At 70.5% G+C, this 25,412-nt stretch carries 19 protein-coding genes; 14 read left to right on the top strand and 5 right to left on the bottom strand.

Annotated elements, in window-relative coordinates; genetic code table 11:
• Position 1: 1 nt before the first annotated feature.
• The 3 genes from ACTMVF_RS14965 to ACTMVF_RS14955 form a co-directional block, all read right to left on the bottom strand.
• The gene (locus tag ACTMVF_RS14965) at positions 2–1,477 is read right to left on the bottom strand and encodes an SPFH domain-containing protein (protein WP_441271501.1); all 1,476 of its coding nucleotides are present in this window, start codon (positions 1,475–1,477) and stop codon (positions 2–4) included.
• A 133-nt stretch (positions 1,478–1,610) separates the two neighbouring features.
• Positions 1,611–1,829, bottom strand: coding sequence for a hypothetical protein (locus ACTMVF_RS14960; RefSeq protein ID WP_441271500.1), 219 nt, complete (start codon positions 1,827–1,829; stop codon positions 1,611–1,613).
• A 46-nt stretch (positions 1,830–1,875) separates the two neighbouring features.
• Positions 1,876–3,300: an amidase gene (locus ACTMVF_RS14955; protein WP_441271499.1), complete on the bottom strand. Its 1,425-nt coding sequence runs from the start codon at positions 3,298–3,300 to the stop codon at positions 1,876–1,878.
• Positions 3,301–3,521: 221 nt separating this feature from the next.
• Here ACTMVF_RS14955 and ACTMVF_RS14950 point away from each other — a divergent pair, with 221 nt between their 5' ends.
• Positions 3,522–4,910 carry a glycoside hydrolase family 43 protein gene (locus ACTMVF_RS14950; protein ID WP_441271498.1) on the top strand — a complete coding sequence of 463 codons (1,389 nt, stop codon included), beginning with the start codon at positions 3,522–3,524 and terminating at the stop codon, positions 4,908–4,910.
• A 197-nt stretch (positions 4,911–5,107) separates the two neighbouring features.
• Here the strand turns inward: ACTMVF_RS14950 and ACTMVF_RS14945 are convergent, their stop codons facing one another.
• The gene (locus ACTMVF_RS14945; RefSeq protein WP_441271497.1) at positions 5,108–8,761 is read right to left on the bottom strand and encodes a LamG-like jellyroll fold domain-containing protein; all 3,654 of its coding nucleotides are present in this window, start codon (positions 8,759–8,761) and stop codon (positions 5,108–5,110) included.
• A 467-nt stretch (positions 8,762–9,228) separates the two neighbouring features.
• On the opposite strand from ACTMVF_RS14945, the gene ACTMVF_RS14940 reads away from it, so the two are divergent.
• The 10 genes from ACTMVF_RS14940 to ACTMVF_RS14895 all read left to right on the top strand — a co-directional run bounded on the left by ACTMVF_RS14940 (position 9,229) and on the right by ACTMVF_RS14895 (position 19,563).
• Complete coding sequence (locus ACTMVF_RS14940; protein ID WP_441271496.1) at positions 9,229–10,275, top strand: LacI family DNA-binding transcriptional regulator; 1,047 nt, start codon at positions 9,229–9,231, stop codon at positions 10,273–10,275.
• A 143-nt stretch (positions 10,276–10,418) separates the two neighbouring features.
• Positions 10,419–11,666, top strand: a complete 1,248-nt coding sequence (locus ACTMVF_RS14935) for a sugar ABC transporter substrate-binding protein (protein WP_441271495.1) — start codon at positions 10,419–10,421, stop codon at positions 11,664–11,666.
• 21 nt (positions 11,667–11,687) lie between these two features.
• Positions 11,688–12,671, top strand: a complete 984-nt coding sequence (locus ACTMVF_RS14930; RefSeq protein WP_441271494.1) for a carbohydrate ABC transporter permease — start codon at positions 11,688–11,690, stop codon at positions 12,669–12,671.
• Positions 12,668–13,528 (top strand): carbohydrate ABC transporter permease, encoded by an 861-nt coding sequence (locus tag ACTMVF_RS14925; protein ID WP_441271493.1) that lies wholly within the window; start codon positions 12,668–12,670, stop codon positions 13,526–13,528. Before ACTMVF_RS14930 ends, ACTMVF_RS14925 begins: the two co-directional genes overlap by 4 nt.
• Positions 13,529–13,620: 92 nt before the next feature.
• Positions 13,621–15,357: an amylo-alpha-1,6-glucosidase gene (locus tag ACTMVF_RS14920; RefSeq protein WP_441271492.1), complete on the top strand. Its 1,737-nt coding sequence runs from the start codon at positions 13,621–13,623 to the stop codon at positions 15,355–15,357.
• A 266-nt stretch (positions 15,358–15,623) separates the two neighbouring features.
• Positions 15,624–15,809, top strand: coding sequence for a hypothetical protein (locus tag ACTMVF_RS14915; RefSeq protein WP_403330932.1), 186 nt, complete (start codon positions 15,624–15,626; stop codon positions 15,807–15,809).
• A 22-nt stretch (positions 15,810–15,831) separates the two neighbouring features.
• The gene (locus tag ACTMVF_RS14910; protein WP_441271491.1) at positions 15,832–16,542 is read left to right on the top strand and encodes a hypothetical protein; all 711 of its coding nucleotides are present in this window, start codon (positions 15,832–15,834) and stop codon (positions 16,540–16,542) included.
• Complete coding sequence (locus tag ACTMVF_RS14905; RefSeq protein WP_441271490.1) at positions 16,539–17,570, top strand: DUF6895 family protein; 1,032 nt, start codon at positions 16,539–16,541, stop codon at positions 17,568–17,570. The genes ACTMVF_RS14910 and ACTMVF_RS14905 overlap by 4 nt, the downstream gene beginning before the upstream one ends.
• Positions 17,567–18,487: a DUF6895 family protein gene (locus ACTMVF_RS14900; protein WP_441271489.1), complete on the top strand. Its 921-nt coding sequence runs from the start codon at positions 17,567–17,569 to the stop codon at positions 18,485–18,487. Before ACTMVF_RS14905 ends, ACTMVF_RS14900 begins: the two co-directional genes overlap by 4 nt.
• Complete coding sequence (locus ACTMVF_RS14895) at positions 18,484–19,563, top strand: serine hydrolase domain-containing protein (protein ID WP_441271488.1); 1,080 nt, start codon at positions 18,484–18,486, stop codon at positions 19,561–19,563. The genes ACTMVF_RS14900 and ACTMVF_RS14895 overlap by 4 nt, the downstream gene beginning before the upstream one ends.
• Positions 19,564–19,656: 93 nt before the next feature.
• Here ACTMVF_RS14895 and ACTMVF_RS14890 read toward each other — a convergent pair whose 3' ends face one another.
• On the bottom strand, positions 19,657–21,021 hold the full coding sequence (locus tag ACTMVF_RS14890; RefSeq protein WP_441271487.1) for an alpha-lytic protease prodomain-containing protein: 1,365 nt from the start codon (positions 21,019–21,021) through the stop codon (positions 19,657–19,659).
• Positions 21,022–21,239: 218 nt separating this feature from the next.
• Here ACTMVF_RS14890 and ACTMVF_RS14885 point away from each other — a divergent pair, with 218 nt between their 5' ends.
• The 3 genes from ACTMVF_RS14885 to ACTMVF_RS14875 all read left to right on the top strand — a co-directional run bounded on the left by ACTMVF_RS14885 (position 21,240) and on the right by ACTMVF_RS14875 (position 25,256).
• Entirely contained in the window at positions 21,240–21,689 is a 450-nt protein-coding gene (locus ACTMVF_RS14885; RefSeq protein ID WP_441271486.1) for a Fur family transcriptional regulator, read from the top strand.
• Positions 21,690–21,713: 24 nt separating this feature from the next.
• Positions 21,714–23,927, top strand: coding sequence for a catalase/peroxidase HPI (gene katG, locus ACTMVF_RS14880; RefSeq protein ID WP_441271485.1), 2,214 nt, complete (start codon positions 21,714–21,716; stop codon positions 23,925–23,927).
• A gap of 222 nt (positions 23,928–24,149) precedes the next feature.
• The gene (locus tag ACTMVF_RS14875) at positions 24,150–25,256 is read left to right on the top strand and encodes an NAD(P)/FAD-dependent oxidoreductase (protein ID WP_441271484.1); all 1,107 of its coding nucleotides are present in this window, start codon (positions 24,150–24,152) and stop codon (positions 25,254–25,256) included.
• The last annotated feature ends 156 nt before the right edge of the window (positions 25,257–25,412 follow it).

The raw sequence follows: 25,412 nt of genomic DNA, 5'->3' as shown, positions 1-25,412 counted from the left end.
GTCACTTCTCGTCCATCGGCACCTTCTGGTTCTGGGCGAGCCCGTTGAGCGGGGAAGTCCCGTTCGGCGCCTGCCCGTTCCGGTCCATCGACGCGAGCAGCTGACGCGCCAGCCCCAGCCCCGTACCGCCCATGGTGAGCGCTTTGGCGAACATGTCGGCCATGCCATCGGCGCCGTTGAGCAACACCATGTTGTCGACGTTGCCGAAGGCGGACGCGCCGGCCTTGACGATCTCCGGCCAGTTCTCGGCGAGTTGCTGAGCGATCACGGCCTCCTGGTTCTCGGCGAGCGCGGCGGCACGGGCCTTGATGGCCTCCGCCTCCGCGAGTCCCTGCGCCTTGGTCGCCTCGGCCTCCGCGAGGCCCTTGGCCTGAGCAGCGGCGGCTTCCGCCTCGCCGGTGGCCCGAGTCGCCGCGGCCATGGCCGCACCGCGCGTCTTCGTCGCCTCCGCCTCGGCACCCGCGGCCGCCTTGACCCGGGTCGCCTCGGCCGCGGCCGCCAGCTCCGTCTCCTTCGCCTTGGCCTGCGCCGCCGAGATCCGCGCGTCACGCTCGGCCTCGGCCAGCGTGCGCTTCTCGTACGCCTGCGCGTCGGCGGGCTTGCGGACATCCGCCTGGAGCTGCTGCTCGCGCCGGTGCGCTTCCAACTCGGCGACCCGCGTCTCCTGGACGACGACCTCCTGGCGGGCGGCGGCGTCGGCGAGCGGTCCGGCCTGCCGGGCCTTGGCGCCCGCCTTGTCACGCTCGGCCTGGTAGCCGGCTTGGAGGATCTCGCTGTCCCGGGTCGCCTCGGCCATCCGCGCGAACGACTGCTGCTCCGCCTCCGTGGCCAGCCGGTTCGCCTCCGCCTGCGCGATGCGCGCGTCCCGCTGGACGGCCGCCGCGTGCGGCATGGCGAGGTTCTGGATGTACCCGGTCGGGTCCTCGATCTCGTGGATCTGCAACGAGTCGACGATGAGCCCCAGCTTCTCCATCTCCGTACCGCACGCCGCCCGGGTCTGCCCGGTGAGCTTCTCGCGGTCGCGGATCATGTCCTCCACCGTCAACCCCCCGACGATGGACCGGAGATGACCGGCGAAGACGTTGTGCACCCGCTCCGACATCAGCTTCTGCTGGTCCAGGAAACGGCGGGCCGCGTTGGCGATCGACACGAAGTCGTCGCCGACCTTGAAGATGACCACGCCCCGCACCTTCAGCGGAATACCCTGGTGGGTCACGCAGTCCACCTGCAGCTCGGTCTCGTTGAGATCGAGCGACAGCTTGCGCACCGCCTGCACACCGGGCAGCACCAGCGTGCCGCGCCCGGTGACGATACGGAAGCCCAGGCCCTCCTCGATGCCTTCCGTACGGTGCCTGGAGCCGGAGATGATGAGCGCCTCGTTCGGTTCCGCGACCCGCCACATCATCTTGAACACACCGATCAGCACGAGGACGGCGGCTACCGCCGCCCCCGCGACGACGCCGATGACCATCGGCATTCGCCCCCTTTGCATGGTGCCCTTGCGGCACCGAACGAAGGGAGTGTGCGCCTGCGCGCGGCCCGGGTACAGGCGCCGGCGGATCCTTGTCGAAAACTTGACGCGGACGGCTCTCACCTGCGCCCGAGCGGGCTCAACTGTCGTATGCGGGCTGGACGTAGACGGTCCTCGGCGGCAGGTACTCCACCACCATCACCACCGTGCCCCGCTCGATGCGGTCCGTGCCGGAGGCGGGATGGGCGAGGAAGTGCTCGGCGCCGCCGCGCACCCGGACGATCACCTCGCCGACGAGCCCCGGCCCGATCGTCCCCGTGACCCGCCCCATGAGCCCGACCATCGACGCGTCGTCCATGGCCACAGGGTAGGGCCTGTGCCGAAGGGTTGGTGTCGGTGTCGCCTCAGACGACCGCGATGCGTTCTTCCTCGCCCTGCTGCGGCGGCCACAGCTCGTGCCAGCGCAGCTCCGCCTCCAACTGCGCGGCCAGCGAGATCAGCAGGGGCTCACTGTTCGCCGGCCCGAGCAACTGGGCGCCGACGGGCAGCCCGCCCACGAATCCGGCCGGGACGTTGATGCCCGGCCAGCCCAGGACGTTCCACGGCCAGGCGTAGGGGCAGGCGGCGATCATCGCGCGGTCGGTGGCGAAGCCGCCGAGTTCGAGCATCGCGCCGATCCGGGGCGGGGGAGCGGCCGTGGTGGGGGCCAGAATCACGTCGTACGACTCGTAGAACGCGCCGATACGACGGTGCAGAAGCGCCTCCGCGCGCCGGGCCGCCCGCAGCGGCACCCCGCCGAGCAGCCGGCCCAGCCGGGCGGCGTCCCGGGTGCGCGGGTCGAGCAGTGCGGGGAACGGCGTCGCGCTCACCCACTCGGCGATGCCGACCGTCGCGCGGGGGACGAAGGTCAGCCCGATCTGGCCGTACGGCGGATCCGCCGCCTCGACGAGGTGCCCCAACCCGCTCAGTTTCTCGGCGAGTTGGACGACCCTGGCCCGCACTTCGGGTTGCAGCCGGGCGGGCACGGCGGTGAACGGCGGCTTGAGCGAGAGTGCGATGCGCAGCCGGCCGGGGTCGCGGCCCACCGCCTCGGAGGCGTTGATCGCCGGCGGCCGGTGCGGGTCGAGGTCGTGGTTGCCGGCGGCGGCGTCCAGCAGGAGGGCGGCGTCGGCCACCGTACGGGCGAGGGTGCCGTTGACGGTGATGCCCTGGAACGACTCGCCGCGCGGCCAGGTGGAGATGCGGCCGCGCTGCGGCTTGATGCCGACCAGATGGGTCCAGGAGGCGGGGATCCGCACCGAGCCGGCGCCGTCCGAGCCGAGCGCGGCGGGCACCAGACCGGCGGCGACGGCGGCCGCGGAACCGCCGGACGAGCCGCCCGGCGTGTGGTCCGGGTGCCACGGATTGCGGGTCGCGCCGAAGGCGGGTCCCTCGGTGAACGGCCACTGCCCCAGCTCGCAGGTGTTGGTCTTGCCGACGATCACGGCACCGGCCGCGCGCAGCCGCCGCACCGCCTCGCCGTCCTCGGTGACCGGGGGGAACTCCCCGCTGCAGCCGAACGCGGTCGGTTCGCCGGCCACGTCCATGTCGTCCTTCACCGCGACCGGCACGCCGAGCAGCGGCCGGCGCACTCCGGCGGCGAGCTCCTCGTCCGCGGCCTCCGCCTCGGCGAGCGCGGCCTCGGCCCGGACCACCCGGAAGGCGTTGACGGACCCCTGGGTCGCCTCGATCCGCGCCAGCGCCTGAGCGACGAGCGCCCGCGAGGTCACCTCCCCGTCGGCCAACGCACGGACGGACTCGGCGAGACCTGCGGCACGGTCGGGTGTCATACGGGCACCTCCGGGACGACGTTGTCTACCGAACGGTAACCTCCAGGGGTGCGGCCGTGGAACGTTTACGCCCGGTGCGGCTCCCAGGTTCACCACAGGTTTCTCCCAGGTCCCCTCTCTCGCTGCGCAAACCATTGACGCGCCCGGACCTCACCCCTACCTTCTGATCGAATTTCCGAACTGCGTTCGTAATACCGAACCACGTTGAGGGAGAGCCGCCCGTGATCAGACGTCCCCCCACCCCGTCCCGCCGCAGCGTGCTGCGCGCGATGGCCGCCCTGCCCGCCTCGGCGCTGATCCTGGGCGAGGCCCCCGGCCTGCTCGGCACGGCACTGGCGGCCGCACCGCCCAGCGGCTCGGCCACCCGCTACACCATCGTGCCGTTCCTGAACAGCAACGACGGGACCGTGAACGTCTATCAGTCGGACGACGCCACCGACTTCCGACTGGCCAAGGCCTCCGCCTACACGCCGCCCAGCAACCGCATCCGCGACGCGAGCATCTTCAAGCACACCAACGGCTACTACTACATCACCTACACGACCCACACCTGGCAGGACACCAGCACCACCATCGGCTTCGCCCGCAGCACCGACCGGGTCAACTGGACGTTCCTGTACGACTACACGGTCCCGATCGCCAATCTCTCCCGGGCGTGGGCGCCGGAGTGGTTCGTCGACAGCGACGGCAGCGTGAACGTCATCGTGTCCTGCTCGACCACCAACGACGAGTGGATCTTCACGCCGTATCTGCTGAAGGCCACGAACTCCGCGCTGACGACGTGGAGTTCACCGGTGGCGCTGTCCGGCATCGGCGCGAACCACATCGACACCTTCATCGTGAAGATCGGCTCCACCTACCACGCCTTCACGAAGAACGAGACGACGAAGTACATCGAGTACGCGACGGCGTCCAACCTCACCGGCCCCTACACGATCTCCCGCACGGGCAACTGGGCGGGCTGGGGCAGCTACCGTGAGGGCCCCGCTCTGGTGCAGCTCGACAATGGCGGCTGGCGGCTCTTCTTCGACGGCTACGGCGACGGCACCTACTACTACACCGACAGCTACGACACCTTCGCCACCTGGTCCGCCCCGGCCGCCCTGCCCGCCGTGTCTGGAACGGCCCGCCACTTCACGGTCATCAAGGAGACCGTCTCGGGCGGCCCGACCCTGGCGAAGAACGTCACCCGCTCCTTCCGGTCGGCCAACTACTCCACCCGGTACTGGCAGGTGCAGTCCTCCCTGCTCAACCTCCCGGTGGTCAGCAGCTCGAGCGCCACCGCCGAGAAGCAGGCCTCGACGTTCACGGTCGTGGCCGGCCTCGCCGACGCGAACGGCTACTCCTTCCGCGACTCCTCCGGCAGGTACCTCCGCCACTGGGACTTCCGGGCCCGCTTCGACACCAACGACGGGACGTCGACGTTCGCCAAGGACGCCACGTTCGTCGCCCGCACGGGCACGTCGAGCGGCTCGATCCGCTTCGAGTCGTACAACTATCCCGGCCACTACCTGCGGCACTACAGCTACCAGCTGCGGGTGGAACGGTCGGACGGAACGGACCTGTTCCGACAGGACAGTTCTTTCGTACCGGTGACGTCCTGGGCCTGAGCAGCACCCTTGCGGCTCGATCAGGCCGGAGCCGGCTTCGAATGGCAAAACGCCCGGATCCGCCAACCGTGACGGACCCGGGCGTCTGCTTGCGGCACCGGCGGCGGGGTGGGTGCGCCGCTGCCGGGCGGGGCGTGGAACGCTGTGCCCCGCTGCCGGCCTCCGTGCGCATCACCTTGCCGCCGGTGGTGTTCACCTCATCGCGCCTGCCGCGCGTAGGGCGCGACGGTGATCCGGTCGATCAGCGGCGCGTAGCGGGAGCGGAGCAGCACGCCGGGGAAGGTGTCCGAGGCGTAGGTGGTGCCGTCGAAGTTGGGCAGTTCCTCGGAGCGGAAGGTGATCGTGTTCTGTCCCTTCTCGAGGTGGACCGGGACGGTCAGTTCCCAGAAGTTGTTCTGATGGAAGGTGTGGGGGAAGCCGACGCGCCGTATCTCGCCGCCGTTGACGGAGATGTCGGCGTGGCGGGCCAGCGGGTCCGGGTTGTAGTGGGTGGCGGGGGACTGCTCGGGATTGGAATAGCGGATGCGCAGCGCGTACAGGCCCGTACGGTTCGCGGCGACGGTGAACGTCGCCGTGTTGCCGTTGCCGGGGTCCCCACCGATGCCGCTGATCGCCGTGCCGTCGGTGGCCAGCGAGAGCGGGGCGAGTGCGGCTGAGCCGGCGAGCTCGGCGTCCTGCGCCTCGTACGTACGCGCTGGGAGCGCGCCCTTGGTGGGCGTGACCGTCAGGCGGTCGACGAGGGTGGTGGCCGAACCCGCGGCCACGGTCACCTTGTTGATGCCGCCGGAGAGGGAAACCGCCACGCTGTTTCCGTCCTTGTCCAGGCGCAGGACGTGGTGGCCGTTGACGGAGAGCCCGGCGCCCGAGCCGCCGAGGGTGTCGACCTTGAGGGTGGCCTCGCGGTCGGCGGGTGAGTAGACCCAGAACGTGGCGGTCCCCTTCTTCGGGAGCCGGGCCGCTCCCGAGCCGGTGGCCGGCTGCTTCGGCAGGTCGTAGACGGGCTGCGCTCCGCCGCTCAGCCAGGCCAGTTCCCCCTCGTACACCTGGGTGGCGGCCGAAGCCTCCGGCAAAGACAGGGTGAGGCGGTCGACGATGGCGTCACCCTTCGTGGCGCGCTTGCCGTCGAGGCTCTTCGCGGCGAGCGTCAGGGTGTGCTTGCCCTTGGTGAGGTGGACCTCGGTGTCGGTGTGGTCCCAGACCACCCACTTGTAGCCGAGCGGCAGGTACAGCTCCTGCTCGCTGTCCGCCTTGCCGTCCACGCGCAGAAACACGTTGGTGGGGCCCTGCTCCTTCACCTCGTCGAAGGTGTTGAGGGAGTTGGCGAAGACGCTCAGGTCGTAGGTGCCGTCCTCGGGCACGTCCACGGTGAAGTCGAGCGTGACGTCCGAGCCGGTGCGCAGGCCGCCCACGTTGTAGCCGCCGGAGGTGTAGAACTTCGACACGTCGCGGGGTGAGCCCTCCGGGCCGTTCCTGGAGTAGCCGGAACCGGTGTGGGCCGCGTCCTCCGCCTCGTACGATCCCTGCCAGCGCGTGGGCGGGGACTGCGTGGCCTTCGCCTTGCCGGCCGGGCTGAGGACGATCTCGTAGGCCGAGGACTCCTTCAGCGTCGGCAGCGCGCCGTCACCGAAGTCGACGACCACCGTGCCGTCGTCACCGACCTTCAGGTTCTGCTCGGTGAGCAGCTTCGGGCCGGAGTTGTCGCCCACCTGCCCGCTCCACTCGATCTCCCGCACCCATGCGTGCACCCGGTCGCCGAAGACCTTCTTGGGGACGCCGGCGAAGGTGATGTGGCCCTTGCCGGTGGAGCCGCCGAAGATCAGCCGGGCCTGCTTCTTCTTCTCGTCGAGTGTGGCGACGCCCTGCATGGTGTAGTTCTCGCCGGGGAACGGCGGGGCCACCTGCACCGTGTGTCCGCTCATCGAGGCGTACGAGTTCAGCAGCCACCACTGGCCGTTGCCGCGGCCCGACTGCACCGCGGAGTCGGAGAGATTGCCGTCGATGTTCCAGTACGCGATGTCGGCGTCGACTTTGGACTCCTCGATCGCGGACACCCACTGGATCATCTGGCCCGGGACAGAGGTGTGGTAGTTGAAGGCGTACTCGTTGATGTTGACCGGGAGTTGGGTGCCCTCGCGGTCGGTGCCCTTGAACAGCTCCTTCTCCCAGGTCCGGTACTTGGCGACGCTGTCGCGCACCGCCTCCGGGTGGCTCAGCTCGTGCCAGGTGATGACGTCCGGGAGGGTGCCGGCGGCCAGGGCGTGGGTGAGGAAGCCCTTCACCTGGTCGTACAGGATGCTGGTGTTGGGGCCGGCGATGCGGGCGTCCGGCATCTTGGTCCTGATGAGCTTGTAGGCGTCGTCCCAGGCGGCGAAGAAGTCGTCCGGGTCATTGAGCCAGCTGACCTTGTTGTAGCTCCACTCGCCGGTGCCGAACATGTTGCCCTCGGGCTCGTTGAACGGCACGAAGACGATGTTGTCCTGGTACTCCTTCGGCAGCTTCAGGACCTGGTCGACCTGCTTGGTGATCTTCTCGTTGTAGAGCTTGATCTTCTCCTCGGGGCTGTCCCCCGGCCACTGGTAGGGGAAGCCGCGGTGGATGTCGGTCATGTAGATGTACACGTCACCGTCGGTGGAGTCGGCCAGCGGCTTGACCACCTCCAGCGCGTCGGCACCGGGGTGCTGCGGACCGTCCTGCGCCTTCGTGGAGACCGTGCGCAGGCCCATGCCCTCCATGAGGTTGTTGGTGGGGACGTCCGGTCCGTACACGCCGTAGAGGGTGCCCGAGGCGCCGCCGTGGAACGCGCCGGTGTCCGAGCCGAGGTCGACGGTCAGCTGCCCCTCGCGGACCACGGTGACGGTCGCCTTCACCGCACGCCCGGCCGCCGTTCCCGACACCATGAACGTGCCGGGCTTCGCGTACTTCTCGGACGGTACGGGGTCCCAGGCGACCGGTGTGTCGCGGTCGTAGCCGTCGGAGTAGGCGGAGCGGACGGCGGCGGGGAGGGAGGGCGCTGTCCCGGTCGTCGTGCGGACGTCGAAGGACGTCTTCGAGAGGTCCTGGACGGTGGGCACGGTCCCGACCGTACCGGCCACCTGCTCGGCGCTGAGCGCCGCGTGCCACACGGTGAAGTCGTCGATCGCGCCCTTGAGCAGCGGGTCCGGCCAGAGGGACTTGCCGATGTAACCGGCGGCCGTGGCCGAGCTGTCCAGCAGCTCCCTGGCCTTGATGCCGGTCTCGGCGGAGGAGACCGCCACGCCGTCGAGGTAGGTGGTGAGCCGGCCTGCGGTGGTGTCGAGGGTGACGGTGACCGTCCGCCACGCGTTCGCGGGAAGCATCGCGTAGCCGCGGACCTGTGCCTCCGCTCCGCCTCCGCCGGTGGTCACGGAGGTCTGGAACAGCCCGTTGCTGTTGTACGGGGTGCTGAAGAGGTACTTGGTGGTGTTGGTGCCCAGATCGAAGATCCGCTGCCACGGCGACTTGTCGCCGCTCCACTTCACACGGGCGGAGACCGTCAAGTCGCTTGCGTCGCCGAGCACTTCCCGGGGCAGGCGGACGTATGCGCCGTTGGAGTCGGGTGGCCCGCCGGGCAGCGCGAGGGCCTTGCCTCCGTCCGGGCCGGCGATGGACTGGGCGGTGGAGCCGTTCACCAGGCTCGCCGTCAGGCCGTTGCCGGAGCTGTCGCTGATCTTCCCGGTGGCGAGATCGTCCTGGTCGAAGGTGTAGCGGGCGATGGGCTGGGGCGCCTCGGCCGCCTGCGCGGGACCGACGGGTGCGGCCAGCAGGCCCGCGCCGAGGGCCAGCGCCGCGGCGGCCGGAGCCCGGCGCCGGGCGGATCTGTCAGCGGATGGCATGGATTGCGTCCTCAATCCTCGAGTAAGGGTTTTCCGGTCGGCCCATCTCGATCGGCACCTCGTCCACGTGCCGTCTCCAGAGCGGGGAATCCAACGTGTCCACATGTCGAATCGGTTCGATCGCATGCGCCACAAGGGCATGCGACCTCTTCAGGGTGGCCCGGATGGCGGCCCTGCTCCCGGGGTGGATCCACGGTCGTCGGAAGGATCACTTCATCGAACCGGTTCGGGGAAGCTAGCACCGGGCAACCCCGCCAGCAATCCCTCCGGCGCAACGTTCTCCCGGTGGCCTGGGGGGTCGTGGAAGAATGGTCAGGGGTGTTGACAGGTCTTCGAGCGGTTCCTACCGTCACTTGACGCGAACCGGTTCGACGGCCGGCCTCGCTCCTCCTCACATCCCACACCTCATGACCGGTGCGTGCTCCCCTCCGTCCGAGGCGCCGAACCGGTTCGAGCAAGGAGTCGCCGTGAACATCGGTGAGATCGCCCGGCGGGCCGGTGTCTCGCGGAGCACCGTGTCCTACGCGTTGAGCGGCAAGCGCCCGGTCTCGGACGACACGCGGCGGAAGATCCAGCAGGTCGTCGACGAGCTGGGCTACCGGCCCAGCGCCAGTGCGCGTGCCTTGGCCAACGGCCGGACCAGCACGATCGGCCTTGTCTTCCCGCCGGCCGGCAACCACTACACCGGGATGCAGCTGGACTTCATCGGCAGTGTGGTGGAGGCCGCCGCGGCCCACGACTACGACGTGCTGCTGTCACCGAGCGGCGTCGACAGCGACCGCTCGTTCCAGCGGCTGCTGGGGGAGCGGCGGGTGGACGGCGCGATCCTGATGGAGATCAGACTGGAGGACGACCGGGTCGATCACCTGGCCGCTCTGGGCTTCCCCGCCGTCGCCATCGGCCGCACCGCCCGTCCGGAGGGCGGCTGGTGGGTCGGCCTGGACCACACCGCGCTGGCGGCGGCGTGTGTCCACCACCTCGCGGACCTCGGCCACCGCAGGGTCGCCTTCGTCAACCGTCCCGAACAGCTGCTGCGGGCCGGCTACGAGTCCGCACACCGGGGACTGGACGGGTTCACCAAGGCCGCCGCCGAACGCGGGCTGACCGTGCGGACGTACTCCTGCGGGGACGACGCCGCGTCCGGTCAGGCGTGCCTGGAGCGGATTCTGCACGACGACCCGGCCACCACGGCTCTGGTCACGCTGAACGAGGCCGCACTGGGCGGCCTCTACCGAGGGCTCGCCCAAGCGGGCCGCCACGTGCCGCGCGACTTCTCCGTCACCGGTGTCGTGGCCGGCCGCTGGGCGGAGACGGTGACCCCGCAGCTCACCGCGGCGGACGTACCGGCGGAAGAGATGGGGCGGCGCGCCGTCGAACTGCTGATGGAGCGGCTCGACCATCCCGACGCGCCGCCCCGGCACCATCTCCTCACGCCCCCGATCTCCCTGCGCGCCAGCACCGGGCCGGCGGGAATCACGCCCACCGCGGACGCCGGGGCCGGTACGACGCCCTGACCCCGCGCCCACGTAACTCACCCACGTAGTCCTCCTCACGTCACCGGACGCTCGAACCGCTCCACAGCGCCGTTCGCCGTGCCCGGACCTCCTCACCACCCCGTGCCCTCGGCACCCGCATGCCAAAAACAAAGGAACCCTCAATGAACCGCTCCTCCAGACAGCGCCGTCTGACCGCCGCAGCCCTGACCGTCGTCGCCGTCGCCGGCGGCATCACCGCCTGCTCCTCCGGTTCGGGCAGTGCCGACGCCGAGGGCGCCGACAGCGGCACGTACACCGTCTGGGACCCCTACCCGCAGTTCGCCAAGGGCTCGGCGTGGGTGAAGCTGCTGGACAAGTGCGGTACCGAGGCCGGTGTGAAGATCAAGCGGACCGGCTTCGACACCAGCGACCTGGCCAACAAGACCCTGCTGGCGGCCCAGCAGGGCAACTCCCCGGACGTCCTCATCGTCGACAACCCGGTCGTCTCGACCCTGGCCGAGGCGGGCGTGCTCACCACCACCGACGAGAACAAGCTGGACACCTCGAAGGTGGACCCCAACCTGCTCGCGGCCGGCCAGTCGGGCGGCAAGGCATACGGCACCCCGATCGGCGCCAACACCCTCGCCCTCTACTACAACAAGAAGGTCCTGAAGGAGGCCGGGGTGGACATCGCCTCGGTCAAGGACTGGAAGTCGCTGACGGCGGCGCTGGAGAAGGTCAAGAAGGCGGGCAAGAAGGGCATCACGTTCTCGGCGATCGGCACGGAGGAGGGCAGTTTCCAGTTCCTGCCGTGGTTCTGGGGCGCGGGCGCGCAGCTGACCGAACTCGATTCCGCCCAGGCCGTGTCCGCGCTGTCGCTGTGGAAGGACTGGCTGAAGCAGGGCTACGCCCCGAACTCGGTGCTCAACAACACCCAGACGACCAGCTGGCAGGAGTTCGCCAGTGGCGACTACGCGTTCAGCGAGAACGGCACCTGGCAGCTCGCGAACGCCGAGAAGACCGGCTTCGACTACGGGGTGCTTCCCATTCCCGCCGCGACGGGAGGCAGCGCCGCGGCCCCGACCGGCGGCGAGTTCGTCACCATCCCGGTCCAGGACGACACCGGCCGCTACGCCACCTCCCAGAAGCTGACGACCTGCCTGACCAGCGGCCAGAACCTGTACGACACCGACACCACCCTGTCCTACGTGGCCCCCACCAGCGAGGTCCAGGACAAGCAGGTGGCGGCGAACGCCGAGCTGAAGCCGTGGGTCGACGCGGTCAAGGCGGCCAAGGGACGCACCAGTGACGACCTGGGCACCAAGTACCCCAAGATCTCCGAGCAGTTGTGGAAGGCCGTCCAGTCCGCCCTCAGCGGGTCCAAGTCGCCCGAGGACGCGCTGTCCGCGGCCCAGTCCGCCGCCAAGTAGCCAGGATTTCCCGGACCTCAGATGAACCACACGACACAGTTGCCGGACCGCCGGCCCGTGCCCGCCCGGAAGGGGGCGGCCACCGCCGCCCCGCCCCCGGCCCGCACCGGGAAACGGCGCCGGCCCACCTCCACGCAGTGGGCCGCCTGGGGCTTCCTCACGCCGGTGACCCTCTACCTCGTCCTCTTCTACGCCTATCCGCTGTACCGCAACATCGACCTGAGCCTGCGCAACTACACGGTCCGCTCCTTCGTCCAGGGCGACGCGCCCTTCACCGGCCTGCAGAACTACCGGACCGTCTTCGACGACCCGACCTTCGCCCCGGCCCTGCTCCACACCGCGGTCTTCACCGCCGTGTGCCTGGTCTTCCAGTACGCCATCGGCCTGGCGCTCGCGGTCTTCTTCAACCAGAACTTCCGGCTCTCCGCCACCCTGCGCGCCCTGTTCCTGGTGCCCTGGCTGCTGCCGCTGATCGTGTCGGCCTCCACCTGGTCGTGGATGCTCAACAGCGACTCCGGTGTCGTCAACGCCGCCCTGCACGCCGTGGGCATCGGCCCGGTGAACTGGCTGACCTCACCGTCCTGGTCACTGACCTCGGTGGTCATCGCCAACATCTGGATCGGCGTCCCGTTCAACCTGGTGGTGCTCTACAGCGGACTGCAGTCCATCCCGGCGAGCCTGTACGAGGCGGCCGCCCTCGACGGGGCGAACGCCTGGCAGCGGTTCTGGCGCGTCACCTTCCCGCTGTTGCGCCCGGTGTCCGCGATCACGCTGCTGCTGGGTCTGGTGTACACGCTCAAGGTCTTCGACATCATCTGGATCATGACCAAGGGCGGTCCGGCGGAATCGTCCACCACCTTCGCCACCTGGTCCTACCAGCTCGGCTTCGGCAACCTGCTCCCCGCGTTCGGCCCCGGAGCGGCCGTCGGGAACCTGCTGGTCGTCGCCGCCCTGGTCTTCGGCCTGGTCTACGTCAGAGTGCAGCGAAAGCAGGATGCCTCATGACCACCGCGACCACACCCCTCACCACCCCGTCACGACCGCCCCGGCGACGGACCACCTGGTGGAAGACGGCCGTGGGCCTCGCCCTGACGGCGGTCATGCTCTTCCCGGTCTACTGGATGCTCAACGTGTCCTTCACCCGCGACCGCGACATGCGCAAGAGCCCGCCGGATCTGCTGCCGATCCACGGCACCCTGGCCGGCTACCGTGCCGTCCTGAACGAGCAGTTGCCCTACCTCGGCACCAGCCTCGTCATCGGCCTGGGCACCGTCGTCCTGACCGTCGCCCTGTCCGCGCCCGCCGGCTACGCCCTGGCCAAGCTGCGCCCGCGCGGCGGCGGCATCCTGAACTTCGTCCTGCTGGCCGCCCAGATGATCCCCGGCATCATCATGGCGATGGGCTTCTACGCCATCTACCTCCAGCTCGGCCTGCTCCAGTCCGTCCCCGGCCTGATCGTCGCCGACTCCACCCTCGCCGTCCCCTTCGCCGTGCTCATCTTCACCGCGTTCATGTCCGGCATCCCCGGCGAACTGCTCCAGGCCGCGAAGACCGACGGCGCCGGGCCGCTGCGCACCTTCTGGTCGATCGTGCTGCCGATGAGCCGCAACGCCGTCGTCACGGTGTCACTGTTCGCCTTCCTGTGGTCCTGGTCCGACTTCGTCTTCGCCGGCACCCTCGTCAACGGCGGCGCCCACGAGCCGATCACGCTCGGCATCTACCACTACATCGGCAACAACAACCAGGAGTGGAACGCCATCATGGCCACCGCCGTCGTCGCCTCACTGCCGGCCGCGGTCATCCTCGTCCTCGCTCAGCGCTACGTCGCCGCCGGCGTGACCGCCGGTGCCGTCAAGGACTGAGTTCTCCAAGGACTGAGCCCCCTCCCGTCACGATCGATCCGGCCGCACCCAAGCCGGCCGGTGCCCCCTGCTCGAGAAACGAGTCCCCCGTCATGACCGCCGCCCGATCCGGCCCGGCCTTCTCCGTCCAAGACATCCCTTTCAGCACGTACGGATCCTGGTTCGACATCTCGCCCGTGGTGGCGGAGAAGACGTATGCCGAGGACCTCCACCTCGTCTCGCACCAGAACGGCATGCACGCCGTCCTGCGCCTGGTCCCCCTCAACCCGCTGACGGGCAGCCGCGCCGAGACCCACGTCGAGGCGACTCCGGGCCTGCTCAGCTGGGTCGGCCCGGCCGGGCGGGTCGACCTCGCCTACGAGTCGCCGGACACCGTACGTCTGCGGGGGAGCGGCCTGGGCATCGGAGTCTTCGCGGCCGCGCACACCCTGACCCCGTTCAGCGGCACCTACTTCTTCCACGACCCGGCCGCGCAGGGGCACGTGTTCACGTCGTACGAGACCGGACGCCGATACCGCGTCACCGTGCTGTCCGGTGCCCTCACCGACACGGCGGGAGCCCAGGCGCTGGGCGGCGCCGAGCGGGGCGTCGCCGTGACCGCGCAGGCGGACGGCGTCTGGGAGATCGCGATCGACGAACTCGACACCTCCCGCCCGCCGTACGCGTTCTCGGCGCCCTTCGACGACATCGTGGAGTCCGCGCAGGGCCTGTTCGCGGACTTCGTCGACGCCGTGGCCCCCTGGCGCTCGTCCGCCACCCCGGCGGCCGAACTCGCCGCCTACGTCGTCTGGTCGGCCACCGTACGCCCGACGGGCCTGGTCACCCGGCCGGCCGTGCTGATGTCCAAGCACTGGATGGACAAGGTATGGAGCTGGGACCACTGCTTCAACGCCCTTGCCCTGGCGCCGGGCCGGCCCGGACTGGCCCTGGACCAGTTCGCCCTGCCCTTCGACCACCAGGACGACAGTGGCGCCCTGCCCGACTCGGTCACCCATTCCGAGGTCCTCCACAACTTCGTCAAGCCACCCATCCACGGCTGGGCCTTCGGCCACCTGCGCCGTCGGCTGCCGACGCCTCCCCGCCAGGCCGAACTGGCCGAGGTGTACCACCGGCTGGAACGCTGGACCGACTTCTGGCTCACCGCACGGCGCGCCCCCGGCGCCGGACTGCCCCACTACCAGCACGGCAACGACAGTGGCTGGGACAACGCCACCACCTTCGACCCCGAACGCGTGGTCGTCACCGCCGACCTGGCCGCCTTCCTCGTCCTGCAACTCCTCGAACTCGCCACCCTCGCATCCGAGTTGGGCAGACCCGACGAGGTGGACCGATGGACGCGCACAGCCGACGAGACCCGGACGGCGCTGCTCGACCAGCTCTGGACGGGAGACAGGTTCGTCGCACAGGGGGTCGCCACCGGGGACACCTGGAGCAGCGCCGGCCTCCTCGACCTGATGCCCATCGTGCTGGGCGAGCACCTGCCCGGCGAGATCAGCAGCGCCCTGGCCGACCGCATCAAGGCCCATCTGACGCCGTACGGCCTCGCCACCGAACTGACCACGTCGCCGCACTACCTCGCCGACGGCTACTGGCGCGGCCCGATCTGGGCGCCCGCCACCGTCCTCGTCGAGGACGGCCTGCGTCGCGCCGGCCACCAGCGGCTCGCGGACGACATCAGCGCCCGCTTCCGCGCCCTGTGCGAGACCCACGGCTTCGCCGAGAACTTCGACGCCCTCACCGGGACGGGCCTGCGCGACCGCGCCTACACCTGGACCGCCAGCAGCTACCTCCTCCTCGCCGAAGCACACGCCCACCGCGACAGCCACTGACCGGCCGCCTTCCCGCACAGCCGGCGAGCGCCCTCGGCACCAAGAAGAACCAGATCTGGCGCCTTTCGGACAAGAGCTGACATCCGGTGACCCCATGAGGACGGGACGGACGTCGATCCGCTGCGATCCGAACGAAGACAAGGCCCAGTTGGCACAGCACACAAGGAATGTGAGGTATCGGGTCTTCTGGGAAAAGATGCGCGCTCTGTGGCCATGTGGTGACCTTGGTTGTGGAGGCTATGGCTGACCCCAGAGGAGATGGTGATATGCCTTCCATGGACAAGGCGATCAAGGACATCACGGGCGTCCGGAGCGACCTAGAGGCGGCACTTGACCCCGCCGAGCCCGACGGTGTCTTCCGTGACAGCCGCGAGTGCGCCGCTCTGGCACTGCTCTCCGCAGACACCAAGCTGCTGCTCTCCCCGCCGACCCCTCGCCCCAAGAAGGGCTGAGTGGACTGACGGGAGCGGCTGAATGGAGCAGTCAGGCACTTCGGCCCTCTTGCAGGGCGCGGTGCAGGACCTTGCGTCCGACGTGGTCTCCGCCCTCCGGGGCGGAGACCACGTGCGCATGGCCGGCACGGGAGCGACGGACGACCTCGAGGGCAACTTCGCCCTCGCGGCTGTACGCGTGTTGGGAGCAGACCTGCTGCTGCCGCACGTACTCTTTCCGACTCCGCCCGCCCCGGAGGTACTTGCGGTGTTCCGCAGGACGGTGGAGGCCTTCCCGCCGCGCGCCGACGCGGCACCCACCGTCAAGTGGAGCCACTGGGCGATGAGTCGGACCTTGGGACGGCTCGCCCCGTCCCTGCCCGGCGTACCCGCCGGGGAGCGGCGCGCGGAAGCGGACGCCCGCTGGCTCGACGAGGCGACGTGGCAGGTGCTGACGCACCAACTCGCGGTCCTGGCCCCGCTCGCGGTGCCCGGTGAGGACTGCGCGGTGGCCCGCGCCGCCCGGCGCCGCCCGGTCGACGTGGCCCGGGGCTTCGTGCGGGCCGTGCGCCGCAGGGACTGGCAGCAGGCGGCCGGCGCGGGACGCTGGCTGACCCTGCTCGACGGGGTCCCGGACACACTCGGCCTCGAGGCGGGGCTGGACTTCGTGGAACTGATGGGCGGCAGCGACCCCCGGGTGGCCCTTCAGGTCCAGGCGGCACGGGTCATGCGGGCGGCCGGAGCGCTCGTATGACCCCCCTGGGCGTCAGCGAGATCCGTGAGGTGGGTGCCGCCGCGTTCGCCTGGCTGTCCGCGCACCGGGGCGACTTCGCGCTGGGCGAGGACGCGCTCACCGCGGACGGCCACGTGGACGCCACCTGGAAACCGCTCGGCGAACTGGCTCAGACGTGCGAGAGCGTACGCGCGCACACCCCGCCGTCGGATCCGCTGCACACCTGCGCGGCGGATCTGCTGCGGTTCGCCTGGCAGCAGACCGGCCGGGGCGAGCTGTTCCTCCGGCTCCAGCAGACGGAGCCGTTCGCGACGTATCCCCTGGAGATCTACTCCGTCTTCGCCTCGGCCGGGCTGCGGCACCGCGGATACGAGGCCGCCGCCGCCCTCACGGCCCGCACCCGGAGCTGGCGGCTCACCGAGCAGGACCCCACTCGCAGGCTCGGCGTGCTGAAAGCCGAGCGGCGCAGCGGCATCCGACGCCCGGAGCCGGACGCGGAGGTGCTGCGGCGCACCTGGCTGGGCGGACTGCCGGAACCATGGACCTTCGAGCGCTCCTCGGGATACGCGCTCACCCACGTCGTCTTCCACCTCACCGACTGGGGTCGCACCCCCGCGGGCGTCCCCGACGACCTGGCCGCCTACCTGGCCCACTGGTTGCCGCCCTGGCTCGACACCTGCCTGGACGCCGGGATGTGGGACCTCGGCTGCGAGCTGCTGGTCGTGGCCGCGAGCCTCCCGTACCCGCCCGACCACGCGACCCTTCAGCACGCCTGGACCAGGATCGCGCGGGCACAGCACGACTCCGGCGCGCTCCCGCAGCAGGCCCCGGACTCCCGGGACGACGCCGGAGCGGACCCGGAGCCGGACTTCCTCCAGTGCTACCACTCCACCCTGATGGCCGCCTTCGCGGCGGCACAGACCGTCAAGTACCTCACCGGCGAAGGCCACGAAGGCCACCACGAGGGCGGTGTGGGCGGTTTCGAGGACCGCGCCCCGTACGTGGGCGGCACGCAGAACCGGTACAGGGGACAAGGAGTGCCCGGATGACCGACACCCGACTGATGCACACCGTCGGCGTGCGCGCCCTGGAGTGGCTGTGGGCCCATCGCGACGGCTTCCGTCTGGAGCCCGACGTCGATCCGGAAGTGGGCTTCCTGGAGCGCTTCAAACCGGTCGGCGAACTGGCCCTGATCTGCCGGGTGCTGTTCCGCGAGGGCGTGGCCGGATCACGGCAGGCCGAGCTCGCGCGCAAGCTCCTCGACCACACCTGGCGGCACACACTGGACGGCGGCCGCATGCTGGTGCGCGGCCAGCGCATCGAGCCGCTCTCGCCCATCCCCTTCGAGGTGTACCTGCCGTACAAGGAACTCGGGTACAGCGAGCCCGAGGTGGAGCGCGCCACCGTCCTCTACCACCGGCTCGACAGCTGGGCGGCGCTCGAACTGGATCCGACCCGGCGCCTCGGACTCTCCGCGTTCCAGCGCCGCTTCGGCCTCACGCCCCGCACCCCCGAGGCGGACATCGTCGGCTCGACCTGGCTGGCCCGAACCCCCGAGCCCTGGACGGTCAGCGGGCACATCGCCTACGACGTCACCCACACGGTGTTCCACCTCACCGACTGGGGAGAGCACCCCGACGGCCTGCCGCCGGACATCGCCGACTACCTCGCCATGTGGCTGCCGGTCTGGATCGACGACTGGCTGGACCTCGAGCGCTGGGACCTGCTCGGCGAACTCCTGGTCGTCGACGCCTGCCTGCCCCGTCCCACCCTGGACGAGCGGGCCTGGGAGGGGTTCGCCGCCGCACAGCAGCCCGACGGCGCCATGCCCGCCGTACGGACGATGCCCGAGGGCGAACCGGAGGACGTGTTCGACATCGTCTACCACCCGACGCTGGTCGCCGCTTTCGCCTCGGTGCTGGCCACCTCCCGCGCCCTCACCGAGCTGACGCACGCCGCCTCATGACCGGCCCGGCCACGCCCTGGCCGGGCGCCGAGGACGACAGGGCCCCCTCCCGTGCGGTGGGCCTGCTCGGCACCGACGACACCTGGCGGGAGCGGCTGGAGCGCGCCGTCGGCGCCATCGACGCGCCCGACACCGTCTTCGCCGTCTCCCGTGCCGGCCGCCGCATCCTGCACTGCGGTGGCACCGCCCCACCCCCACCGGTCGCTCGGCAGGACCTGCGCTACGAGATCGGTTCGGCCTCGAAAGCGTTCACCGGCTTGTTGCTGGCCCAGCTGATCCAACGCGGGCTGCTGACCGGGGGCGAGCCGGCCGCCGCCTGCCTGGACCCGGGCCGGCGGACCGAGGCGGACCCGGTGACGCTCGCCCACCTCGTCACGCACACCGCCGGACTGCCCGCCCTGCCGGCCGGCTTCTACCGGCGGGCCCTGCCCGCCTGGCGTACCAACCCCTACGGCCGCTATCCGGCCGAGCGGGTCGCCGACGCCTTCCTGCGTCACCGCCCCCGGCACCGGCCCGGCACCCGGTGGCACTACTCCAACTTCGGCGTCGCCGTGCTCGGCCACGCCGTCGCGGCGGCGACCGGCACCGCGTGGGAGGAACTGCTCGGCGCTCATGTGCTGCGGCCGCTCGGCCTGAGCGGTACCGCGCTGCGGGCGGAGGACCCGAAGACCGACGCCGTCGGGCACGGCAAGGACGGCCGTACGCCCACCTTGGCCTTCGACGCGGGCGGCTTCCAGGCGGCGGGTGCCGTCCGCGCCACCCCGCACGACCTGCTCACGTTCCTCGAAGCGCACCTCGACCCGGCCGGCTCCCCGTGGGCCGACGCCCTGCGGGCGGTGCGCACGCCCGTGCTCCGACGCGGCCCGGGGCACCGGCACGTGCACACGATGGCGTGGTTCCGGCACCCCACGAACGGGGGGCCGATGTACTTCCACAGCGGGGCGACCCTCGGCCAGCAGGCCTTCCTGGGCTTCCGGCCCGACACGGGCACGGCCCTGGTCGCCCTGTGCACTCGCCGCTTCCGCGCCCGCGACTCCTTCATCGCCACCGCGTACGCGCTTCTCGCGGAGGAGTAGTCCCCCAAGTCCCCGAAGTCCCCGAAGTTCCCGCGGAGCGGCCGGTGCGGGGTGGGGCCCCGCACCGGAAGAGTCCCCTCCGACGTACGACTCCTACAACCGCTGCCACAGGGCAGGAGTGGCGCTCGGCGACCACGCGCCCTGCGCCTGGTGGGTCTGCACGCACTGGTAGCGCACGCCCGCGTGGGTCACCGTCGTGCCGACCTCGTAGACGCGGCCCGCGGTCCATGTCTCCGTCGCGTCGTTGTCCTCCGGAGCGGGAGTGCCGGCCTGGGCGGAGGCGGTCTTCAGGACGAGCCCGAAGTCGCTGAGGATCGGGTTGATCGGCTGGTAGAAGGTGGTCCCGCCGTCCGTGCAGTCACCCGAGCCACCCGAGGTCACGCCCTGCGCCTGGGTGCCCGAGACGTACGGGCCGCCGGAGTCGCCCGGTTCGGCGCACACGGTCGTCTCCGTCACGCCGTTCACGGTGCCCTGGGAGTAGCTGACACTCGTGTCGTGCTGCTCGATGGTGCCGCAGTGCCATCCGGTGGTGGAGCCGGAGCGGCAGATCGACGCCCCGACGAGCGCCTGGACCGAGCCGGTGACCTGCGTGCGCTGGCCGTCCTCGCCCTTCACATCGGCCGTGGCGGTCCAGTCGCTGTTGGCGGCGACCCAGGACATGTCCTTGCCGGGGAACGTGGAGGCCTGGAACGTGCCCTGTTCGGCCATGTTGGAGCCGGCGGTCGAGTCGCCCTGGCTTCCGCAGTGGCCCGCCGAGGCGAAGCCCTGCTGCTGGTCCTTGGTGACGGAGAACCCGATGGAACAGCGGGCGGAGCCCTCGATGTAGTAGGCGTCGCCCCCGACGAGGTCCGCCAGCAGCCGTGGTCGCTCGGCCGACACGCGGACGCCGACACCCTTGCCCGCGACGCCGGCGGCCTTGATGAAGGCGGTCGCCGCCGAGCGCTTGGTCGCCTGGACGACGACACGGTTCTTCGGTACGTCGACGTACCAGACCGGCGTGTCGTGCGTCTTCACGCGGGCGGCGGCCGTGTCCAGCTTCTTCTTGACGGCCCGGAGTTCGGTCAACGGCCGCTTGACGACCGCGGCCTTCGCGCCCTGGGCCTTGATGGCGGACACGTCGGCGGCGTGCGTGGTCGCGACGGTGAGCTCGGCGGAGGTCGCTCCCCTGAGCCAGGCCCCCGCGAAGTGGTCGCCCAGGGCGTTGCGCAGGCGCCCCGCGCGGACGCCCGCCTCCGCCTCGTTGACCAGCCGCTCGGCCGCCTGACCGGGCTTCAGTTTCAGGTCACGCTCCAGGGCACGCAGCACCGCCGCCGGTGGCCGGTCGGCACCGAGCGTCTGGGCGGCGCTGGACGCGGGCGGCGGCTCGGCCGCGCCGGCCGAGGGGACCCCGGTGAGGACGAGGGCGCCGAGAGCGGTCAGGGCGGCGCGGCGACCGGCCGCGGTATGTCTGCCGAGCATGCGATGTACCTCCATCGAGTGCGAGTGGGCTTCGACCAGCTCAAGACCTTGACGGAATGCCGTGCACCGATGCCGTAGGAGACGTTTTTTCGCGCTTTGGGGGACTTCGGGTGGTGCCATGTGCACCACTGCCATGGCGCCCGGCCAGGTGGAGTGCGCCAAACTTTCATCATTCGTTTTCTTGAATCATTCGTGTTTGGCGAGGTAGGTTGTCTGCCATGACCGCATCCCAGACCCCGACCCCCGCCGATGAGCTGCGCGGTGCCGGCCTGCGGGTGACCGCCGCGCGTGTCGCGCTGCTGGAGGCTGTCCGGGCCGGTGACCACCTCGGTGTCGAGGCCATCGCCTCCGGGGTGCGTGATCGCGTAGGCCATGTCTCCCTGCAGGCCGTGTACGAGGGCCTCCACGCACTCACGGCGGCAGGGCTCATCCGCCGTATCGAACCGGCCGGGAGCCCGGCCCGGTTCGAGGGGCGTATCGGCGACAACCACCACCACGTCGTGTGCCGGTCGTGCGGTGTGGTCGCCGACGTCGACTGCGAGGTCGGCGAGGCGCCCTGCCTGACCGCGTCCGACGACCACGGCTTCGCGATCGACGAGGCCGAGGTCATCTACTGGGGCCTGTGCCCCGACTGTTCCACTGCCGGCAGTGCACCCCGAGCACTGTGATCCACCTAGTTCGGAAGGTTTCCCATGGCTGAGAACCCCGATGCGATCGTCACTGACGCGAAGACGGAGGGCACCGGTGGCTGCCCCGTCGCGCACGATCGTGCCCCCCACCCGACGCAGGGCGGTGGCAACCGTCAGTGGTGGCCGGAGCGGCTCAACCTGAAGATCCTCGCCAAGGACCCGGTCGTCGCGAACCCGCTGGGCGAGGACTTCGACTACGCCAAGGCGTTCCAGGCCCTCGACCTGGCGGCCGTGAAACGGGACATCGCCGAGGTGCTGACCACCTCGCAGGACTGGTGGCCCGCCGACTTCGGCAACTACGGCCCGCTGATGGTCCGTATGGCCTGGCACAGCGCCGGCACCTACCGCATCAGTGACGGCCGCGGCGGTGGCGGCCGTGGCCAGCAGCGCTTCGCGCCGCTGAACAGCTGGCCGGACAACGGCAACCTGGACAAGGCCCGCCGTCTGCTGTGGCCGGTGAAGAAGAAGTACGGCCAGTCCATCTCCTGGGCCGACCTCATGATCCTCACGGGCAACGTCGCGCTGGAGTCGATGGGCTTCGAGACCTTCGGCTTCGGCGGCGGCCGCGCCGACGTCTGGGAGGCCGACGAGGACGTGTACTGGGGTCCCGAGACCACCTGGCTCGACGACCAGCGCTACACCGGCGACCGTGAGCTGGAGAACCCGCTCGGCGCCGTCCAGATGGGCCTCATCTACGTCAACCCCGAAGGCCCCAACGGCAACCCGGACCCGCTGGCCGCGGCCCGCGACATCCGTGAGACGTTCCGCCGCATGGCGATGAACGACGAGGAGACCGTCGCGCTGATCGCCGGTGGTCACACCTTCGGCAAGACCCACGGCGCCGGCCCGGCCGACCACGTGGGCAACGACCCCGAGGCCGCCTCCATGGAGGAGCAGGGCCTGGGCTGGAAGTCCACCTACGGCACCGGCAAGGGCGGCGACGCCATCACCTCCGGTCTCGAGGTCACCTGGACCACCAAGCCCACCCAGTGGAGCAACGACTTCTTCGACATCCTCTTCGGCTACGAGTGGGAGCTGACGGAGTCCCCGGCCGGCGCCAAGCAGTGGGTGGCCAAGGACTCCGAGGAGATCATCCCGGACGCGCACGACGCGTCGAAGAAGCGCCGTCCGACCATGCTCACCACCGACCTCTCGCTGCGCTTCGACCCGATCTACGGTGAGATCTCGAAGCGCTTCCACGAGAACCCGGACCAGTTCGCGGACGCCTTCGCCCGCGCCTGGTACAAGCTGACCCACCGTGACATGGGCCCGAAGTCGCTGTACCTCGGCCCGGAGGTCCCGCAGGAGACGCTGCTGTGGCAGGACCCGCTGCCGCAGGCGGAGGGCGAGGCCCTCGACGCCGCGGACGTCGCGGCCCTCAAGGCCAAGCTCCTGGAGTCGGGCCTGACGGTCTCGCAGCTGGTCTCCACCGCGTGGGCGTCGGCCTCGACGTTCCGCGGCAGCGACAAGCGCGGCGGTGCCAACGGCGCCCGCATCCGCCTGGAGCCGCAGCGCGGCTGGGCGGTCAACGACCCGGACGAGCTCGCCCAGGTCCTGCGCGTCCTCGAGGGCGTCCAGGCCGAGTTCAACTCCGGTGCCAAGAAGGTCTCCCTGGCCGACCTGATCGTCCTCGGCGGTTCCGCCGCGGTCGAGAAGGCCGCCAAGGACGCCGGCGTCGACGTGGAGGTCCCCTTCGCGCCGGGCCGGGTGGACGCGACCGAGGAGCACACCGACGTCGAGTCCTTCGCCGCGCTGGAGCCGACCGCGGACGGCTTCCGCAACTACCTCGGCAAGGGCAACCGGCTGCCGGCCGAGTACCTCCTGCTCGACCGCGCCAACCTGCTCACCCTGAGCGCCCCCGAGCTGACCGTCCTCGTCGGCGGCCTGCGCGTCCTCGGCGCCAACCAGGGCGGCTCGACGCACGGAGTGTTCACCGAGACGCCGGGCAAGCTGACCAACGACTTCTTCGTCAACCTGCTCGACCTGGGCACGACGTGGAAGTCGACGTCCGAGGACCAGACGACCTTCGAGGGCCGTGACGCCTCGGGCGAGGTCAAGTGGACCGGCACCCGTGCCGACCTCGTCTTCGGCTCGAACTCCGAGCTGCGCGCGCTCGCGGAGGTCTACGCGAGCGACGACGCGAAGGAGAAGTTCGTGACCGACTTCGTCGAGGCCTGGGTCAAGGTCATGAACCTGGACCGGTTCGACCTCGTCTGATCCTTTCCGAACAGGACGTCCAGGCCGGCCCGCACGGGCCGGCCTGGACGTCGTCGTTCGGGCGCAGGTGCCTCACAGGGCGCGCCTTTCACAGAACGCGCACCGAACACCATCAATTCTTTAAGTTTCAAATGATAGGCTCGCCGACAGGGGAGCGGCCGTCGGTGGCCCACCCGCCGCGCCACTCGCTCCTTCTCCCCCCACCAGCACAGGAGAATCGGCGTGAGTGACGGCGACGTAGTGGTGATCGGCGGCGGCTATGCGGGCGTCCGTCTGGCGAAGCGACTGGACGCGACGGCGCGGGTCACGCTGGTGGACCGCAAGGAGGTCTTCTTCCACCGCATCGCCTCCCTGCGCGCCGGCGTGCGCCCGGACTGGTCGCACAGCCCCTTCATCCCGTACGACCGGCTGCTGCGCAACGGCCGCGTGGCCGTGGGCAAGGCCGTCCGCATCGACACCGCGCAGCGGCACGTGATGCTCGCGACGGGGGAGCGGCTGCCGTACGACGTGCTGGTGATCGCCACCGGCGCCGACTATCCCGAACCGGCCCGCTTCTCCGGCACCACCACCGAGGAGGCGGTGAAGTCCTTCGCCACGCACCAGGAGCACATCGCCTCGGCGGAGCACATCCTGGTCGTCGGCGGCGGCCCCTCCGGAGTCGAGCTCAGCGCCGAGATCCGCCTCGCCCGCCCCGACGCCCGGGTCACCCTCGCCCACTCCGGACCGGAGCTGCTGCACGCCACGGGCAGCGCCCGGGCCGGACGCAAGGCGCGCACCTGGCTGGAGTCCCATGACGTGGACGTGCGGCTGGACGCCTTCATGTCCCCCGGCAACGACTTCGGCACCTACCGCGACGCCCGCGGAAACGTCATCGCCGCCGACCGCTCCTTCTGGGCGACCGGCACCACGCCCAACACGCTCTGGCTGCGGCTGGCCGGGCACGGGGACTGGCTGAACGAGGCGGGACACGTGAAGGTCGACCGGGCGCTGCGCGTCCAGGGGTGGCTGGAGGTGTTCGCGGTCGGCGACGTGAACGACGCCACCGAGGTCAAGATCACCCCGGCCGCGCTCGCCCAGGCCGACCTGGCGGCCCACAACATCCGCGCCTATCTGAACAGCGCCGGCAAGCACCGCAAGGAACCCCGCTTCTACCGGCCGATCCACCGCACCCCGCTCATCGTGCCGTTCGGCCCGGCCGACGGCGTGACGATGCTGCCCGTGCCGGGCGGCGAAACGGCGGTCCTTGGCGGCCGCACCACGACCCTGGCCAAGGCGAAGACCCTCATGACCCCGTACATGAGACGCCAGCTGGGCTACTCGGCGGCGTGATCGGACGGGCCGGCACCGCCCCGGCACGGCTCCGGCACTGTCCCGCACGGAAGAACACAGCGATACGACTCGTCGCCGTATCGAAGCCGCGGTGGTGGGGTACCCGGAGCCTTTCCAGCCCGCCTCGGGCCCCGGCAGGGGTCCGCGCCGGACGGC

Source organism: Streptomyces sp. SD31, assembly GCF_052068475.1.
Classification (GTDB): Bacteria; Actinomycetota; Actinomycetes; order Streptomycetales; family Streptomycetaceae; genus Streptomyces.
The sequence above is the reverse complement of the archived record's forward strand: the minus strand, read 5'-3'. Positions and strand labels throughout refer to the sequence as shown.